This is a genomic window from Fibrobacter sp. UWB7, assembly GCF_900142945.1.
Taxonomy (GTDB): domain Bacteria; phylum Fibrobacterota; class Fibrobacteria; order Fibrobacterales; family Fibrobacteraceae; genus Fibrobacter.
The window spans coordinates 317,852-335,527 of record NZ_FRCO01000002.1 but is presented as its reverse complement, the minus strand read 5'-3'; the positions used below and the strand labels follow the sequence as shown (position 1 = coordinate 335,527).

At 47.5% G+C, this 17,676-nt stretch carries 14 protein-coding genes; 6 read left to right on the top strand and 8 right to left on the bottom strand.

What is annotated here, in order from left to right; genetic code table 11:
- Positions 1-160: 160 nt before the first annotated feature.
- From BUC30_RS06905 to BUC30_RS06895, 3 genes are read left to right on the top strand one after another with little or no spacing between them, the layout of a single operon-like run.
- Positions 161-613 carry a hypothetical protein gene (locus tag BUC30_RS06905; RefSeq protein ID WP_244536533.1) on the top strand — a complete coding sequence of 151 codons (453 nt, stop codon included), beginning with the start codon at positions 161-163 and terminating at the stop codon, positions 611-613.
- Positions 614-615: 2 nt separating this feature from the next.
- Positions 616-1,488 carry a PHP domain-containing protein gene (locus BUC30_RS06900; RefSeq protein WP_014545083.1) on the top strand — a complete coding sequence of 291 codons (873 nt, stop codon included), beginning with the start codon at positions 616-618 and terminating at the stop codon, positions 1,486-1,488.
- A complete protein-coding gene (locus BUC30_RS06895; RefSeq protein WP_244536532.1) occupies positions 1,488-3,545 on the top strand; it encodes a TonB-dependent receptor in 2,058 nt (685 codons plus the stop codon). The genes BUC30_RS06900 and BUC30_RS06895 overlap by 1 nt, the downstream gene beginning before the upstream one ends.
- A 4-nt stretch (positions 3,546-3,549) precedes the next feature.
- Here the strand turns inward: BUC30_RS06895 and BUC30_RS06890 are convergent, their stop codons facing one another.
- Both BUC30_RS06890 and BUC30_RS06885 read right to left on the bottom strand, forming a co-directional pair.
- Positions 3,550-4,545 carry a calcium/sodium antiporter gene (locus BUC30_RS06890; protein WP_073424163.1) on the bottom strand — a complete coding sequence of 332 codons (996 nt, stop codon included), beginning with the start codon at positions 4,543-4,545 and terminating at the stop codon, positions 3,550-3,552.
- 6 nt (positions 4,546-4,551) lie between these two features.
- The gene (locus BUC30_RS06885; protein WP_073424162.1) at positions 4,552-5,556 is read right to left on the bottom strand and encodes a porin family protein; all 1,005 of its coding nucleotides are present in this window, start codon (positions 5,554-5,556) and stop codon (positions 4,552-4,554) included.
- 102 nt (positions 5,557-5,658) lie between these two features.
- On the opposite strand from BUC30_RS06885, the gene BUC30_RS06880 reads away from it, so the two are divergent.
- A complete protein-coding gene (locus BUC30_RS06880; protein WP_073424161.1) occupies positions 5,659-7,194 on the top strand; it encodes a leucyl aminopeptidase family protein in 1,536 nt (511 codons plus the stop codon).
- A 104-nt stretch (positions 7,195-7,298) separates the two neighbouring features.
- Here BUC30_RS06880 and BUC30_RS06875 read toward each other — a convergent pair whose 3' ends face one another.
- Positions 7,299-9,335 (bottom strand): hypothetical protein, encoded by a 2,037-nt coding sequence (locus BUC30_RS06875; protein WP_073424160.1) that lies wholly within the window; start codon positions 9,333-9,335, stop codon positions 7,299-7,301.
- 367 nt (positions 9,336-9,702) lie between these two features.
- On the opposite strand from BUC30_RS06875, the gene guaA reads away from it, so the two are divergent.
- The gene (guaA, locus tag BUC30_RS06870; protein ID WP_073424159.1) at positions 9,703-11,538 is read left to right on the top strand and encodes a glutamine-hydrolyzing GMP synthase; all 1,836 of its coding nucleotides are present in this window, start codon (positions 9,703-9,705) and stop codon (positions 11,536-11,538) included.
- A gap of 321 nt (positions 11,539-11,859) precedes the next feature.
- Here guaA and BUC30_RS16310 read toward each other — a convergent pair whose 3' ends face one another.
- The 5 genes from BUC30_RS16310 to BUC30_RS06850 form a co-directional block, all read right to left on the bottom strand.
- Positions 11,860-12,132: a hypothetical protein gene (locus BUC30_RS16310; RefSeq protein ID WP_244536531.1), complete on the bottom strand. Its 273-nt coding sequence runs from the start codon at positions 12,130-12,132 to the stop codon at positions 11,860-11,862.
- A gap of 172 nt (positions 12,133-12,304) precedes the next feature.
- Entirely contained in the window at positions 12,305-12,451 is a 147-nt protein-coding gene (locus tag BUC30_RS16080; RefSeq protein WP_170861512.1) for a hypothetical protein, read from the bottom strand.
- A complete protein-coding gene (locus BUC30_RS06860) occupies positions 12,451-12,768 on the bottom strand; it encodes a DMT family transporter (RefSeq protein WP_073424158.1) in 318 nt (105 codons plus the stop codon). Before BUC30_RS06860 ends, BUC30_RS16080 begins: the two co-directional genes overlap by 1 nt.
- A gap of 153 nt (positions 12,769-12,921) precedes the next feature.
- Positions 12,922-14,334, bottom strand: coding sequence for a glycine--tRNA ligase (locus BUC30_RS06855; RefSeq protein ID WP_014545160.1), 1,413 nt, complete (start codon positions 14,332-14,334; stop codon positions 12,922-12,924).
- Between the two features lie 201 nt (positions 14,335-14,535).
- Positions 14,536-16,176, bottom strand: coding sequence for an InlB B-repeat-containing protein (locus BUC30_RS06850; protein ID WP_073424157.1), 1,641 nt, complete (start codon positions 16,174-16,176; stop codon positions 14,536-14,538).
- A 281-nt stretch (positions 16,177-16,457) separates the two neighbouring features.
- Here BUC30_RS06850 and hflX point away from each other — a divergent pair, with 281 nt between their 5' ends.
- Positions 16,458-17,654 (top strand): GTPase HflX, encoded by a 1,197-nt coding sequence (gene hflX, locus BUC30_RS06845; RefSeq protein ID WP_073424156.1) that lies wholly within the window; start codon positions 16,458-16,460, stop codon positions 17,652-17,654.
- Positions 17,655-17,676: the final 22 nt, after the last annotated feature.

Here is a 17,676-nt window from a genome sequence, read left to right as displayed (position 1 = left end):
GCGCAAATTTAATATATTTTTAGCGAATTTAGAATTAGGAGACCTTTTGTTTTCTTCACGGTACTTTGCCGACGGCAAAAATTATTTTGCAATGCGCTTTCTTTGCAAGCCATTATTATATCGTTGGTTTGCCAAAAAAGCAGGAGACATAAAGAACTCCATGACATTTTCGTTCCCCGAATGCTTGCAGAACGGCGAAAAAGTCGTGATCTTCATGCCCGAGGAAAAGGAAGTCGCTAAAGTCATCCTAAGCGAAATCCCCGACGAAAATCTCAAAAAAATCTTGTTTGTTGCCCACGGCGATCTAGAAATTCTCTTTTCAAAGACAAAGGCTCAAGTTTCTTACTACACCGATAAAGGCTGCCGCTATGGAGAGACCCTTTTCGATAAACTTGAATATCAAGTAAAAACTTTTGCCCCTACAGCCTGTGTTTATCCAGGTCCGTACAAACCACAATTTTTATACCTCGCCCTCGTTAGTGGTGCCGCGTGCCGAGTCGGTTTTGATTGCGCCAAGGAGTACCCGTTCTTAAACTTAAGTCTCCACCCGCTCAAGACTATTTCGCCCGCTAGGATGATGGCACGCTATTTTACAAAGGGTAAAAAAGGCTAGCCATGCAAAAGATGTTTTCGACAATCATCACCGAAAATGGCGGCTATGCAGACTTGCACATGCATACCAAGCTCTCTGACGGTACACTTTCCGTTGATGAATTGCTCATGCTCTGCAAGCGCAAAGGTCTTCGTTGCATTTCCATCACGGATCACGACAATCTCGACAGCTACAAGCTCGCCGAAGAACCCGCCAAGGAAATCGGTCTCGAAATCATCCCTGGAATTGAAATTTCTGCCGTGTGGCAAGGCAAGGACATCCACATTCTAGGTTACTTCTGCGACCCGACGAACCTCGCCTTGAACATGGAACTCGAAGATTTTGCCAAGCAGCGCATCGCCCGCGTGAAAGCGATTATCAAGAAGCTGAATGCGCTCGGCATAGGCATTACATTCGAAAAAGTGCATTCGTACTGCAAGGGGAAAATCATCGGACGCCCGCACATTGCGATGTCGCTCGTCGATGAAGAATACATTTCGAACTTCTCCGAAGCGTTCACGAAATACCTCGGTGACGGTTGTATCGCGTTCGTCGAAAAGAAAGGTCTCAACCCGCAAGAAACCATCCGACTGATAGAAAACGCCGGCGGCATTGCCGTACTTGCCCACCCGTACAAATCCGGGCTCAGCGACAAGTTCATCGAAAATATGGTGGAATGGGGCATTCAGGGCATGGAAGTCTACAGCCCTGCGCAAAAGGGTGCTGTTGGACGCAAGTACAAGGAAATGGCTCAAAGGTTTGGTCTTGTGGGTACAGGCGGTTCCGACTTCCACACCGAAAACGGGACTTACCCCCCAGGTTGCATGAAAATGCCCTACACAGTTGTCCAGGCACTTCGAGAAAGACGCGAAAAGTCTCGTGCAGAATGGTTCTAATGAATCGTGGAATTCTTCTAATTGCTGTATTGTCGACGCTTGTATCAAGCGTTTTTGCGGATGTCATCCACGCCAAGCAGAGCAAACGCCCCGCTCCGCAGGACTCTGTTTTTGAAACGCCGAACTCCCCCGACCCAGCACCTCGAGAAACGGATGCTGGTCGTTGGATCATTCCGCTGCGTGAAGTCATGCAGCGCACGTACGACCTTTCTGGTCAAAAATCAGAATGGGTGCTCGGCACGTCCATCCTCGGTAGTCCGGAACTCCCCGCCAAAGCTCTTGGCATTGGCAGCTTAAGCAAGCGCTACCCGAGCAAGCTCGCAGGCATTTACACCACGCGTTTAAGCTATGACGGTTCGACGCTCGCCCTCAATGGCGAAAACGGCATTCTCTTTGAAGAGCGTCATGGAATCCCGGTCGATACGCCGATTACAGATGTGAACTGGGAACGCGGTGCATTTGAAGGCAACGCTTTGCGACTGGAATTTCGCCGCCTCATTACAGACTCGGTGACGCTAGACCTCGGTGTGGCAAGCCATTCCGACATGCTTTCAAAACCGTATGAATACCAGCCTGTGACGCATTCGCCGTATTTTGCATTGGGTCGTGACTCTACGCAAATCCCGTTTGGCGGCCGTAACATCGCCATGAACAGCATGCACCTCCAGCCCATTGTCACTTGGCGATTTGGCTACGGCAAGGCTTTTGTGAAGATAAACTATTTAAGTCTCGACAATGCCGACAATACAACGCACGAAGTTTTGCTCGATACACTTGATCCGACAGCTCGCAATTTTCAGACAGACCCGTACAGGATTATCATCGAATCTCGCACGTATGGCGGAGGCGTTGAATTCTACCCCATCAAGGATTTGACGCTCGGCACAGAAATCCATTACGGCAATCACGAAATAGAATTGCGTAAGCTCTCAAGGATTATCAAAAGTTCGGACACGACTTACAATGAAAACGGGCTACGCAGCATCAACATCAGTTATTACGACACGAGCAAAGTCCGCAATTACGAAACGATTCTCGGAAACTTCGATGTTCGCTACAACGCCTTCTTGAACCCGAAACTCCATTTTGAATATGAATTTCTAAACACCGAAGAATCGGGCAGCGACACGAAAAAGAAAACGCATTACCAAGACCGCGAAATTGGTTATGCCGAAGTTTCCGATACGCTTTTCGGGAAGGCTCTTTTCCGTGTGCAAGCAGGCATGCAGCGCAACAGTTCGCTCCTTAACGAGGTCAAATTTGCACCCGCGTTTTCAATTGATGGAACATACTTGCTTCCATATCATTTGATGGCAAGCGCCTCGTACCGCCACGACAACAAGTTCCCGGACGTGAATCAAATCAAGCTCATCGAAACAGGACGAATTGCATTCCCGAACGAAGACCTCAAGCACGAAGTGCGCGACCGTACGACAGCCAATCTCGTGTGGCAAAAACGCGATGTCTTTTATGGTCTTGGACTGCGCTATGAACACGCTAACAACTTGATCAAGCCCCACTGGGCTATCGCTGGGAAAATCGATTCAACGAGTTCATACGATGATATTAACGATGTGACGATTACCGAAGTTACCGATTCCCTGGAAAACGCCTTCCGCTACGAAAATCTCGATCATGCCCATACGCTCGACTGGTTGATGCAAATCGGCTTCCGTCTTGGAAACTGGAAATTCTACTTCGAACGTGGCGAAAAAATCACTCGCACAAAGCTTATCGACACGCCTTCGCTTTATTACAAAGGCAGTATCCATTGGCAAAATCGATTTGTGAAAGATAGGCTCGGTGTGAGCGTTCGCGTGGACTTCCAGTGGTTCAACAACCGCTACGACTGCACCATTGATGAAAATGGCAAGCCCAAGCTAGTACAGCTCAACAAGTACTTAGCGATGGATTTCGAAGCGCGTATGCAGATTCTCACGTTTGAACTTTACAACCGCATCGAGAATTTCAACCACAGCATTTACGCCCCGGAATCCGGCTATACGCCTGAAGGACTCCGTTTCGCTTACGGCATCGTCTGGACTTTTGGAAATTAATCGTTTAAACTGCCTGGATTCCGAGCAGTACTAAATATGCGATGTAAAGGCTCAAGAAGAGCGCTCCACCAATTCGTCCAAAACCACTCACACGCTTGCCATTCTTTTTCTTGAAAGGGATACAGATAAAGAAAAGCAAAAGCGTGAGAGCAATCATAATTGGCACGTCACGACTCATGACTTCTGGATCTGCAGCTTTTATCGGTGCAATAACAGATGCAAGCCCGACTACGACAAGCGTGTTAAAAATATTCGAACCAATTACGTTTCCGACGGCTAAATCATTTTCGCCGCGACGAGCGGCTGCAATAGAGCTTGCAAGTTCCGGAAGAGACGTTCCAATTGCGACAATCGTAAGCCCAATCAGCAAGTCGCTCACACCAAGTGCCTGTGCCGTGTAGACAGCGCCCCAGACCAGCATTCTCGAGCTTACAATCAAAAGCACAAGCCCCACAAGCAACCATGCGAAAGACTTGACAATCGAAACTTTTTCGGCAGGCGCATTTTCTTCTTCATTGTCCGCCTGTTTTGCTTTTTTACGTTTGCGTTTTTCGTGAAGCTCCATTGAAATGTTGAATGCCGTAATCACCACAAATGCAAGCAACAAGATTACGCCATCAATAAGAGATACATTCCCGTCTTTCACCAGGAAAAACGTCAATGCCATCAGCGAAATGAGAATCGGGATATCGCGCTTCATCGCCTGCTTCTTGACGACAACCGGAGCGATAAGAGCCGTTGTACCAAGAATCAGTGCTATGTTTGCAATGTTGGAACCATAAGCGTTCCCCAACGCAAGCTGTGGAGAATTGTTCATTGCAGACAAAACTGAGACGACCATTTCTGGCGCAGACGTTCCAAAACCGACAATAATCATGCCGATTAGGAACGTGCTCATACCAAAAAATTGGGCCACGCCGACGGCCCCATCCACAAACCGGTCTGCACTCCAGACCAGAAGAACAAGGCCTACGACAATGGCCACAATAGCAAGAATCATGTTATACTATAATGCGTAGAATGTTGCACCAACAGAAACAGCCTTCGAGGACAGGTTGTTGACACCGCCCCAAACTGATGACGGGAAGTCGTCATACTGGTTGTTGAGTCCCCAGCAGAAGCGGGCGTCGAAACCAATGTAACGATTAGCACGGATGCCAAAGCCAACGACAATCGACCAGTCAATCGCAGAACGATAATCCTTGTCCATCATATCGAACTTACTTGTTCTTTCAGAAGACTTTAACTTAAAGTTATCCGAAACGGCAAAGGACGGCTGGAGACCCACGTCGAAATGGAGATTGGACTTCGCTCCCTTCAATGAGAGGAGGAGCGGGATAGAGATGCGATACTGGTTGAACGTGGCGCGGTATTCACCATACTTTCCATCAACGTTATAACCGAAACTGTTGGACACTTTATCGTGTTCAAACATCACTCCCGTCTTGATAGCCATGTTGTATTCATCGAGCGGGATAAGGGCGAATGCACCGACATTCCAAGTCAAGCCAGAATAGCTGTCGTATTCATAACGACCATTATCCCCCGACAGGAATTCGTTACCAATAAAGCCCTGGAGACCAAATGTAAACTTCAACGGAATAAGCCCACGAAGTTCATCTGTATCAATAGTTTCTGGAGAAGGCTTTTCGGTAACGTAGATTGTCTTTACGGGAGCTCCGCTTGTTTCAACTTCGGAAGGCGAATAGACAGGGCGGTAAACAAACTTTTTTGTCGTTTCTTTGACTACCGGCTTAGCGGCATCTTCGCCACGGACGGCAGTCGGTTCAGAGAATAGGTTCTCCGGAGCCAGTTCTTTTTCGACTTGGGAGAACTTGTCTTCGGTATGTGTAGCCTGTTCAGCGATAGGAGCTGCTGGAGCAGGGGCAGCCTGTTCTACCGGAGCCGGTGTTGCAGCCGGAGCGGCAACTTCAGCGGCAGGAGTTTCGTTTTGAGCCATCACGGCAGAAACGGCAATAGCGGTTAAAAATCCAGTACATTTCAGATTCATATAATCCTCCAATGATAATCATGTAATATTATAGTATTTTTATAATCGAAAAACCAATATAAAAAACAAGCGCCTCATTTATAAAATGCTAGATTACGCTATATGAAAACGAATATTGTATCAACCGCTACGGGCAAAGCTAATGTAAGCGCCCTCTTTTTTGTTAAAAAGTCCGTCCAGTTTTCCAATGTCTTATCGGAAAACGCCGAAAAACAGGTTGAATCTGTTTTGAACGGCATGGAAGACGGACCGTTCGAAGACTTGGAACTTCTGGAAATTGATGGTCAGTCCACCCTTTTCGTGAACGCCGCCAAGGAACGCGGACTTTCGAGCCTCGACCACTTGCGCATGGCTGCATTCCGCCTCGCCAAGAAAGCTTGCAAGCGCCAAATTCCTGTTGTTTCGATTATGCTTGCCGACGCCGCCCCGGAACAGTTCAAGAGCATTTTGCTTGGGCTTCACTATGCAGACTACAAGTTCGATGCCTACAAGAGCAAACAGAAAGAGGCCTTCCAGGTCACGTTCGAACTCGTCGCAGGCGAACATACCGCAGAATTCAAGAAGATTGCAGAAGAAGTCGCTGTTGAAAACAAAGCAATTGTGCTCGCCAAGAATTTGATCAACACAAGCTCTAGCGACCTCACACCTGCTGAATTTGTTGAAAATGCAAATACTATTGCAAAGTACACGCCGGGGCTTTCGATCAAGGTGCGCAACATGAAGCAGCTCGAAAAAGAAGGCTTCATGGGACATGTGACTGTCGGCAAGGGCAGCTCGCACGAGCCGTACATGATTACGCTCAGTTACGACGGAAGCAAGAGCGCTGGGAAAGCCGCGAAAAATGCGCGCACTTCCGCCGATCACTTGGTATTTGTCGGTAAGGGCCTCACGTTTGATACGGGCGGTCTCTGCCTCAAGCCGCCTAAATCCATGCCTGAAATGATTAGCGACATGAGCGGTGCCGCAACGGTACTTGCCGCCATCCAGGCAATTGCTACACTAGAACTCCCGATTAAGGTGAGCGCTGTGTGCTGCCTCGCCGAAAATGCGATTGGCAACAAGTCTGTGCTGCCGGGCGATATCTTTACTGCCAAGAACGGCAAGACGGTCATGGTCGACAATACCGATGCTGAAGGACGCCTCGTGCTCAGCGACGGTCTTGCCGAAGCAGGCCTTATCGGAGCAACGCACATTGTTGATCTCGCCACACTTACGGGAGCCATGGTTCGCGCTCTTGGTTACGCTGTTGCCGGATTCTTCAGCAATGACGACGCCCTCGCCTTGAACGTCATCAACTGCGGTGAAGCCTGCTGCGAAAAGTTCTGGAGCATGCCGCTCGAAGAAGAATACGCCGACGCCTTGAAGGATCATTTCGCTGACCTAAAGAACACCGGAAGTGATGCTGGCGCCATTGCCGCCGCCCTCTTCTTGCAGGAATTCGTGCCCGAAGACACCGCCTGGACGCACTGGGATATCGCAGGCACGGCTTTTGTGAACAAGGCTTGGAAGTACACTGAATACGGTGCCACCGGCTTTGGTGTGCAGACGCTCATCGAGCTTGCTAGAAGGATGTCTAGTGTGGCTGGCGACGAAAGCGAAAAAGATGATGACGGAGAATACGCCGCTGTGGAAGTGTAAGCGAATCGTTAAATAAATTGTTAATTTCCTCAAATAAAAAAAACACGACTGAGACAATAAATGTCCAGCCGTGTTTTTAGTTTATATCGATTTAAAAATTACAATTACTTAGAAGAAGCTAGATTGAAGCCCAAAAGTATTTGACCCTTATTTTCAGAGCTTGACTTATCATTGACCAATTTAATATGAATTGCTAAATAATTATAGTTTGCTTTAGATGCGGAAACATCAACCTTTTCAAAAGAATTATACGCACTCTCTGAGGAGCCTATTTGAGTACCCTTAGAGTCTATAGACGGTAAGCTATTTTTTCCGTAAACATACATGTCAAAATCTTGAGGAACGGTACCTCCATTAGCAGTAATATCGCTACCCTTGTTAAGCCAGGAAATAGCAGCACTAAAGGCTTCTCCTTTATGGCTTGTATTATCAATAACAAAGAATATTTCATTTTGATGACCATTTGCCTGGAATTTTTGAATGTTACCATTCCAATAACGCGAATATATTCCAAGATTACTTGCCTTTTGATCATTGAATGCCAAATACTTGTAAGAAGGTACTTTAGTAGTTACCTGATAATCTACATATGGAGGATCAATTTTTGTTCCATTAGAAGTCAACAAAATAGCCTTAACAACTTCAGGATGCCAACGATAGAACGGGTTTGTAGCCAAAAGATTTGACACCATTCCTGCAGTATACGCGGCAGAAGTTTCAGAGTAATCATATAAAGGCGAGAACACTAAATATAAATCGCCCCAAGTAGCATTCGGCATCCTTTGGGTTATATTATGATCATAATACGACTTTGCTAAATCATTTACATCTTTAAAGTGCGTATAATTGAATACTTCGGGCTTATTTGTACCATGATAATAAGGATTGGGATTAGTATTATATTCGTCATTAGACACAGTAGATGCATAACTAGCAACTTTACTCAACTTTTTAGAGCCTTCCGTAACCAGTTCGAGAGATCCCACAGTAATAGCATTTGCCGCAAAGCCGCGTGCAAACATTTGACCTGATGAATAATCACCAGAAGGTACAAATTCAATAGTACGATTTTCATAGATATAATCATCAAGCGATTGAGCGTCCGTATTGTATCTAGTATAATGATTGCCATTATTATTATTACGAACACCAATATAAACTTGCGGGAGACAATTATTTGCAGTGCAGTTTATTCCATCAGGAGTAGTATTTCGCACATTAGTTTTGCCTATAAAAACAACAGAACGATTCATGTTATTAGAACCATGAGTCGCACCAGCTTTGATAAGGCCAAGAGTTCGAGACTCTCTAATTTCCTTTTGCGGATCCGCGTTTTCATATACATCACCGCCTTCATCATATCTTACATAATCGGCAAATTTACCTTTGTTAGCCCAACCTAGATGAACCGGAAGTGCGTCAATTGACATAAAAACGCCTACTTCGGAAGATGTATTATCGTAGGTATTCCAAGCTGAACTAGATATACCACTACCTTGCGAGTAAGTATTCTTTATAGTGTTAAATGCAGGCCACGAATCTGAACCTGAAGAATGCGTTTCACTATGGTAATACGAATACCTGCTATGATCTCTTTTTTCAAAATTAGTGTACCCAGTACAAGAATTACCATCCTCAAAAGTAGCATCGGCGTCCGCATACGGATCCGTATGAGCCCAATAAAATGGTTTGCCTACATAAGCTTCCGCATGGGGAAAATCCACTTCACTTGAAGGCTTCCTAACTTGATGTTCAATAATTTTTAATTTTCCAAGGACGGATGCGTTTACCTTCTTTTTATATTCATTCCAATCATAACAAATTTCGTTAGAAGTACATCCTTTCTGTTCACTATTCGAAAATGACTTGAATCCAAACTTGTTATTGCTGGTTGATCTAGAATTATATATACCTTCAATGCCAAGGACGTAAGATCCCAAGCCGACTTTCGCCAAACTACGGCTTTCCAAAGAAGAATTTTTCTGCAGTTCATTCTTCTTGATCTTAGAATAGTCTACATTCTTATAGACCATCGGAGAATTCATTTTACTACCCTTACGGCCCAAAAGGTCATAATTAACATTGGCGGCATTTGCAAATACGCATCCTGCAGCCAACAATACTAAGTATTCTTTTCTCATTTCAACTTCCTTTGTTAAAGGTTGAGTCAAATATAATTAGTTTACTTTATATTCGTAATTTCAAACAAATACATAATTAAAAAATTTTTCTGTTAAATAAATTACAATTAAACTTATTCACACAAAAGATATTTAAAGTAAACTAAATCAAATCTTATCAACAGATTAATATTTATTTTGTAGTAATTTTGTATTTTATCCTAAAAAGTATTTCACGTATCTAAAGATAACTTTGATAATCGTTTGAAAGTTGTCATTTTTGTCACAGTTGTTAAATTTCATACTTTTTATCGATTAGGGGCAAAAATGGCTATAGCATACGTCTTTGATCATAAAAAGGAACGATATTTTTCTATCTTTGCGATGTATGAAAAACGTTGATACTATTGCCGTTTTGGACTTTGGTGGGCAGTACGCTCACTTGATTGCCAACCGTGTACGCCGTCTTGGCGTGTTTACCGAAATCCACTCCCCCGCCGCCCCGGTTTCTGAACTCGAAGGCGTGAAGGGAATCATTTACAGTGGCGGTCCGTCTAGCGTTTATGCGGCTGACGCTCCGGAATACAATCCTGAAATTTTGAACCTCCCGGTGCCGAAGCTCGGCATCTGCTACGGTCACCAGCTCATCGCCCAACAGTTGGGCGGTCACGTGGAACCGGGCAAGGTCAAGGAATACGGCATTGCAGACCTTATCGTGGGCGACGAAAAGTGCCCGCTTTTGAAGGGTCTCCCGAAGGCATCCCCCATGTGGATGAGCCACGGCGACCAGGTTACCAAGCTCCCCGAAGGCTACAAGATCGTGGCCAGCACCAAGGACTGCGAAATCGCCGCCGTCGCATTCGATAGCGACAAGCCTGGACGCCAGATTTTCGGCATCCAGTTCCACCCCGAAGTCACGCATAGCAAGTTCGGCATGAAGTTGCTCGAAAACTTCGTCGACTTCACGGGCGCAAAGAAAACCTGGAATATGAAGAGCTACCTGCCGCTCATCACGCAGCGCATCAAGGACCAGGTCAAGGACCGCAAGGTGTTCTTGCTCGTGTCTGGCGGTGTGGACTCCACCGTTGCATTCGTGCTCTTGAACCGCGTGCTCGGACCGGAAAAAGTTCTCGGCTTGCATGTGGATAACGGCATGATGCGCCTCGGCGAATCCCAAAAGATTATGGACTTCCTCACGAAGGAAGGTATGAACAACCTCAAGATCCGCGACGCCAGCGAACACTTCCTTGCAAAGCTCAAGGGCGTAACCGCTCCCGAAACCAAGCGCGGCATCATCGGTAAGGAATTCTTGACGGTGAAGGACGAGGAAATGGCTAAGCTCAACCTCGATCCGAACGAATGGATGATGGCTCAGGGTACCATCTACCCCGACACCATCGAAAGCGGCGGCACCAAGAACGCCGACAAGATCAAGACGCACCACAACCGCGTGCAAGAAGTTTTGGACCTCATGGAAAAGGGCCTTGTGCTCGAACCGCTCGCTGACTTGTACAAGGACGAAGTCCGTGCGCTCGGCGAAGAACTCGGCATTCCGCACAACCTCGTGTGGCGTCACCCGTTCCCGGGTCCGGGTCTCGGCGTTCGTTTACTCTGCAGCGAAGGCAAGCTCACAAGCGACATGGTAAAGTTCGAAGACGTGAAGGACACCGCTGGTCAGTCCCTCGCCGATTACCTCAAGGCAAACAACATTGCTGGCCGCCTGCTCCCCATCAAGAGTGTGGGCGTGCAGGGCGATGGCCGTACTTACGCACAGCCGTTCCTCATCACGACTCCGGGCTTAAGCTGGAAGGATTGCGAAAAGTTCTCTACCGAACTTGCCAACCGCTTCAAGGCCATCAACCGCGTGATTTACCAGATCGGTAGCGTTGCTGATGAAGATCCGAAGCTTGTCGAACAGTACGCCACCCGCGAAAACTTCGATACGCTCCGCAAGTTCGACAACATCTGCACCGAATTCCTGCAGGCAAACGACCTGTACGAAAAAATCTGGCAGATGCCAGTCGTGCTCGTTCCGCTCCGCACGGCTAACAAGCCCTGCATCGTGATGCGCCCGGTGAACTCCACCGAAGCCATGACAGCAAACTTTGCCGAAATCGACCAGGGATTGCTCGCCGGTCTCTGGCGCAAGTTCGAAGCCGAAGGCGCTGGCAGCCTGTGGTACGACGTCACGCACAAGCCGCCCGGAACCATCGAGTGGGAATAAGTGTAACAAGGTAAGCGTCGGTTCCGCAACTGTAACAACCAGTTCTGCCAGTGTCCCGCCGCCCGCCGTAGCACAAACAACATAGTCAGCATTTTGAAGCCGTAAGGACTCGTTCCAGACGGCTTTTTTATGTACCGACGTGAGGCCGAGTCTCCAGCGGAGACGGCCCATATATGGCTTATTTGTGCCAATTTCGCCGACTACGGCTGGATAACCGAACTTGCGGCTAGTCGAGAACTGGTTCACAAAGTCGATTAACACGAACAAATTAAAAAAATCCGAGTAAATTTATCTTATTCGGAATTTTTTTGTCTAGAAATCTTACTCACAATCGAGGCAAGTCCACTCCACAACACCGTCGCCATTGCCATCAAATCGTTCGCGGGTGTATTTTTCAATATCGATGAGGAATCCGATTTCACCGGCATTTTCGGTGCAGCAACCATCGCAATCGCTGTCGGAGCACATGTCGTAAACCACGGCATCAATAGTGGAGCCGTTCATGCGGAGTCTAAAGGTTTTAAGCTTATATTGCTTCCAGTCCTTTTCGTGGACAGCAATGATGTTGTGCTGGCTCACCCATTCTTCGGTCATTTGCCCTTCAACACCAGCAAAGTAGCCAGCCCACGTACAGCCGTTGTACTCAACGCATTCTTCGCTGTCGGGTTCCGGCCAGGAGGTGTACCATGTGAGATTTGCTTGATGCCAAACGGTATCCGCGACTGTTTCACTTGATGAAGACTGTGCGACATTTTCCGTGCTACTACTAGATGGCGTTCCCGGAACGGAGTCCGTGGATGACAGTGCTGGATGACAATTCCGCGGAGTTCCACACTACAGGAGCATTTTCATCACTACAGGCGACAAATCCGCACGCAAAAGCAACTATCGCAAACAACTTCAAAAATTTCATCAATGCACATCCATTTTAGAAAAAAGATTCAACACAACGACACCCGAAACAATCAGGAGCAAACCTATGTAGGCCCCAATATCGGGCACCTGTTTAAAGGCTACAATTCCGATTATAGTAATAAACGCGACCCCAAGCGCGGACCAAATTGCATAAGCAACCGCAATCGGGATTGCTTTTAGGCAAACGCTCAAGAAATACAGCGCAGCCACGTAGCAAATGAGTGATGCAACTGTCGGCACAACACGCGTAAACTGTTCAGAGAATTTCAAAAGCGTTGTCCCCGCTGTTTCACAGACAATCGCAAGCAAAAGCATTAAGTAATACAATTTTGCACCTCCATCTATTACAAAATAATAAAAATTTGTACAAAAAAAAGAACCCGTTTCCGAGTTCTCTTTTTACAAATGGACTTTCAGCGGGAATGACAATTGTGGAGCAAAGCTCCACCATTGCCTACAGCCTACTAATTAGCAGCCGAGCTTTTCGAAGAGGTAAGCTTCGAGCTTGTCGATTGCGACGAGTTCCTGCTTCATGGAGTCGCGTTCGCGAACAGTCACGTAGCCGAGCTTTGCCGGATCGGATTCACCCTCGCCAACAGTGTCGAAGTCAACGGTTACGCAGAACGGCGTGCCGAGTTCGTCCTGACGGCGGTAGCGCTTACCGATGGACTGCGTTTCGTCGTATTCGACGTTCCAGCGGTTAAGGAGCTTCTGATAAAGTTCTTCGGCCTTTTCCTTGACCTTGCCCTTCTTCACGAGCGGGAGCACGGCAACCTTCACCGGAGCAACCTTCGGATCGAAGTGGAGCACGGTACGTTCGTCGTTTTCGAGCTTTTCGACTTCGTAAGCGTTGCAGAGAAGCACGAGGAGCAAACGTTCCACACCGAGAGACGGTTCGACAACGTACGGGATGTAGCGCTTGTTCTGGACCGGGTCGATGTATTCCTGTTTGACCTTGGATTCGTTCTGGTGCTGCGTGAGGTCGTAGTTTGTACGAGATGCGATACCCCAGAGTTCGCCCCAGCCGAACGGGAATTCGTATTCGACGTCGGTGGTGCCGTTACTGTAGTGAGAAAGTTCTTCCTTGGCATGTTCGCGGAGGCGGAGCTTTTCACGCTTCACGCCGAGATCGTTCACGAGCCATTCGAAGCAGTACTTACGCCAGAAGTTGTACCAATCGAGTTCAGTACCCGGTTCGCAGAAGAATTCAAGTTCCATCTGTTCGAATTCGCGAGTACGGAAGATGAAGTTACCCGGAGTAATTTCGTTACGGAAAGACTTACCGATCTGACCGACACCGAACGGGATGCGCGGACGGACGTTGTCAACGATGTTGCGGAAGTCCACGAAGATCCCCTGAGCGGTTTCCGGACGGAGATAAACCTTGTTGCCTTCGCCTTCGATCACGCCAATTTCAGTCTGGAACATGAGGTTGAAAGCACGCGGTTTTGTCCAATCGGTCTTGCCGCAAGTCGGGCATTCGATCTTGTTGTCCACCATCATCTGGTGAACTTCGTCAAAATTCTTGCCAGCGCAGCAGCCTTCACCGAGCTTTTCTTCGAGGAGCTGGTCAGCGCGGAAACGTTCGTGGCAAGCGAGGCAGTCCACGAGCGGGTCAGAGAAGTTACCCACGTGGCCAGAAGCCTTCCAAACGCGGGGGTTCAAAAGAATAGAGCTATCGAGACCAAGCACATCGTGGCGGCTGGTGACGAACTTCTTCCACCAGAGATTCTTGATGTTGCGCTTGAGTTCCACGCCATACGGACCGTAGTCCCAAGTATTGGCGAGGCCATCGTAAATTTCGGAGCCGGGGAAAATGAAGCCGCGGCGTTTGCAGAGGGAGATGATGTCCTTGAGGGCATCCTGAACTTTCTTTGCCATTATATATCCTTTATCGGCCGTGCCCATGAGGCATGTATTGGCCGGACTAGGAACCTACCTGGATGATAGGCCCTGACGGGTGCAAATTTAGAAAAAAGACGAGAGACGAGAGACGAGAAATAGAAAAATTTAAATGCAAAAAAGACCCCACTTGCGCAGGGTCTCGTTTAGATTGGGTTGAAAGATGTTTTCCGTTTTACACTATCGGATGTTTACAACCTTCTGCTGCATTCCAATGCGGAGGAGGTAAGAACCGCTGCCCGGAGCTTGCATCGAGAAGTTTGTTGTACCAACACGACCATTGTAAATCACGCGACCCTGCATGTCGAGCAAATTAATATCACTTCCGACTTTAGCGCCCGAAATCTGGAGATTGCGACCGTTCACAAGTGCGGAGAATTTCGCGACATTTGCAACCAGAGCGAGTTTTGTACCCGGATTAAACTTTTCCCAAACTCTATTCTTGCAAACAAATACAGTTTTGAGTTCAGTTACGTAGTATGTCATGTTTTCGCGTTTGACGGTGCAGCTCGGCATATCTTCTTCTGTTCCCACGGCTTCGACAACGATATCCGGGATAACGCTGGAGCTAGACACAGCCTTCGAACTTGACGAAGCGGATTTCTTGCTACTCGAAGAAGCGGGTTTAGCACTAGAACTCGAGGCTTTTTTGCTGCTAGACGAAGAAGATGCCTTGGCAGAAGAACTTGAAGATTGCTTTGTGCTACTAGACGACGCTGATTTTGCAGAAGAGCTAGAAGCGGCTTTCGCACTGCTCGAAGATACCTTAACGCTGCTAGACGATACAGCCTTTGCGCTAGAGCTAGAAGCCGGCTTGACAGAAGAACTAGAAGCTGGTTTCGAGCTGCTCGAAGGTTCAGACTTGACACTGCTAGAAGATGCAGGAGCCACACTAGAGCTAGAGGGAGTTGCGCTAGATGACGATGGCGTCACAGATGAGCTGGAAGGCACAGCACTCGAACTAGACGGAGTTACGCTAGACGAAGAAGGTGCCTCAGAAGAACTAGAAGGAGCAACGCTTGAGCTCGATGCAACTACAGAACTGCTAGAGGACTGAACTTCGCTAGAACTTGAAAGAATTTCGCTAGAGCTAGACAGCGCAACGCTAGAACTCGAGGCAAGCGTTTCACTGCTTGACGAAACTACTTCCACACTTGAGGAGGACAGATCGGCGGACTCTGCAACAAACGAAGCGCTCACTTCGACATCAAAATTCGGCATATCGAAAGCACAACTTCCTTCGACAGCTGTGCTACCCATTCCCCACATTCCTGGATTCGTTACATTACCAGGTTCAACCGTCGTGCAAGGCACAATTGTTTTAGAATCTAGGGAACGGTTCACGCTAACCGAGGCCACTTTGTAACCACTTGCCGGATTCGGGTTCACAGTCACCTTTACACCCGGTTTGGTACGATCACGATAACGGTCACTAAACGAAAGCGTCACATTTCCGTTTTCTGTATTTTTTACAGTAAGGTAATAGCGTAAGGATTCAAACGAAGCCGAAACAAAAACATCATGATCCGGCATTAAAAATTTTGATTCGCTTTTTTCAGCAGTAGAAACTTTTCGTTGATTGTAAGCATCACCGTATTCATCGTAAACAGTAAAGCCCACAAAAACTTTTCCATCAGGAATGATTGGAGCTACATCAAGCCAGGATCCCGCAGGTGCTTCACCAACAACAGCTTGGTTTAGCATGACGTTAAACGATTTTTCTTCATCGTTTCCGACTTTGTTGATTTTATAATTTTGAGCATAAGCGCTCATGGCGAACGCAAGCGTCGCCCCCATTCCAAGGCAGATTTTTTTCCTCATACAAATCCCTAACTTTTGTATTTTCAAATTTAGTATAAGTTTTTTCATGTGCAATATATCACAATTAACGAAATATTACAAATAAGGAATTTATATGCAAATAAACATTGAAAAAATTTCAAAAAACACATTTCTGAAATATTGAGAAATTCAGAACACCACAAATTAGGTAAACAAACCATTACAGTCTTTTTAATAGATTCACCATATTCCATTTTAGTCCGTAAAAAAACGCTTTTATTTTTTGATATATTTCTACCGAATTTAAGCCAATAGAATATATGGAAGAACCGAAGAAAAAAGGCGCCAAGCCCGTCGAACATAAGAAAGAACAGGAACGATGCATTCTAGTGGGCATCGCCACGCCCAAAATTCGTCCGTGGCTTGCAGGCGAGCAACTCGCAGAACTCGGCCGTCTCGCAGAAACTGCTGGCGCATATGTTACACGTAGTTTCTTGCAGCGCGTTCAAAACTTCAGCCCGGCAACGCTCATTGGCGAAGGCAAGGTGGGCGAAGTCAAGCGCGCCCTCGAAGAAGACAACGCAAAAATGGTCGTCTTTGACGACGACCTCTCAGGTTCTCAAGTCCGCAATCTTGAAGAACGCATGCCCGGTATCAAGGTTCTTGACCGCACGGGACTTATCCTCGACATTTTTGCCAAGCACGCCGTCACCGCAGAAAGTCGCCTGATGGTCGAAGTAGCGCAATTGCAATACATGATGCCGCGACTCACCGGTGCGTGGACGCACCTTTGCCGCCAGCACAATGGCGGCATCGGCACTAAAGGGCCGGGTGAGACGCAGCTCGAAACGGACCGCCGCATGATTCGCAAGCGCATCCAGGAACTCAAGAAAAAGCTGGAGAAAATCGAAGATGCGCGCGAGCAGCAAGCAGACAAGCGAAACGACATTTTCCAAGTCGGCATCGTCGGTTACACAAACGCAGGCAAGTCTACACTCACGAACCGCTTAACAGGCGCTGATGTGTACGTTGAAGACAAACTATTCGCAACACTCGACAGCACAACGCGAAAGCTATTTCTCGATGGCGAGAACATCATCCTCTCCGATACGGTCGGATTCATCCGCAAGCTCCCCCACAACTTGATAGAAACGTTCAAGAGCACGCTCGGCGTGGCCGCACATGCGGACTGCATCTTGGAAGTCGTTGACGGAAGCGCTCCGGACTACCGCGATCATTTGGAAGTCACGCACAAGACACTCGAAAGCATTATCGACAAAGGCACTCCGAGACTCCGCGTTTTCAACAAAGTCGAAGTCGCAAGCGAAGCGCGCCGCACAGAGCTTTTGCAGAACTATCCCGAAGCCATTCAAATCAGCGCGAAGGAGAACATCGGCATGGAACGCCTCCGCGCCGCCTTCAAGGAACAGCTCGAACGCTGGCACGAGAAACGCGCCGTTGCAGAAGCTAAAGAAAAGGAAATTGCAGAAGCCCCATGGCCGCCGGAATTAGACTAAAGAACGGCGCAAAGCGCCTACA

Coding starts and splice junctions, on each gene's coding strand:
- BUC30_RS06890 (WP_073424163.1), bottom strand. CDS start 4,545: ATGATTCTTGCTATTGTGGCCATTGTCGTAGGCCTTGTTCTTCTGGTC.
- BUC30_RS06855 (WP_014545160.1), bottom strand. CDS start 14,334: ATGGCAAAGAAAGTTCAGGATGCCCTCAAGGACATCATCTCCCTCTGC.
- BUC30_RS06905 (WP_244536533.1), top strand. CDS start 161: ATGACATTTTCGTTCCCCGAATGCTTGCAGAACGGCGAAAAAGTCGTG.
- BUC30_RS16310 (WP_244536531.1), bottom strand. CDS start 12,132: ATGACCGAAGAATGGGTGAGCCAGCACAACATCATTGCTGTCCACGAA.
- BUC30_RS06895 (WP_244536532.1), top strand. CDS start 1,488: ATGAATCGTGGAATTCTTCTAATTGCTGTATTGTCGACGCTTGTATCA.
- BUC30_RS06860 (WP_073424158.1), bottom strand. CDS start 12,768: ATGCTTTTGCTTGCGATTGTCTGTGAAACAGCGGGGACAACGCTTTTG.
- BUC30_RS06880 (WP_073424161.1), top strand. CDS start 5,659: ATGAAAACGAATATTGTATCAACCGCTACGGGCAAAGCTAATGTAAGC.
- BUC30_RS06850 (WP_073424157.1), bottom strand. CDS start 16,176: ATGAGGAAAAAAATCTGCCTTGGAATGGGGGCGACGCTTGCGTTCGCC.
- BUC30_RS06875 (WP_073424160.1), bottom strand. CDS start 9,335: ATGAGAAAAGAATACTTAGTATTGTTGGCTGCAGGATGCGTATTTGCA.
- hflX (WP_073424156.1), top strand. CDS start 16,458: ATGGAAGAACCGAAGAAAAAAGGCGCCAAGCCCGTCGAACATAAGAAA.
- BUC30_RS16080 (WP_170861512.1), bottom strand. CDS start 12,451: ATGAAATTTTTGAAGTTGTTTGCGATAGTTGCTTTTGCGTGCGGATTT.
- BUC30_RS06885 (WP_073424162.1), bottom strand. CDS start 5,556: ATGAATCTGAAATGTACTGGATTTTTAACCGCTATTGCCGTTTCTGCC.
- BUC30_RS06900 (WP_014545083.1), top strand. CDS start 616: ATGCAAAAGATGTTTTCGACAATCATCACCGAAAATGGCGGCTATGCA.
- guaA (WP_073424159.1), top strand. CDS start 9,703: ATGAAAAACGTTGATACTATTGCCGTTTTGGACTTTGGTGGGCAGTAC.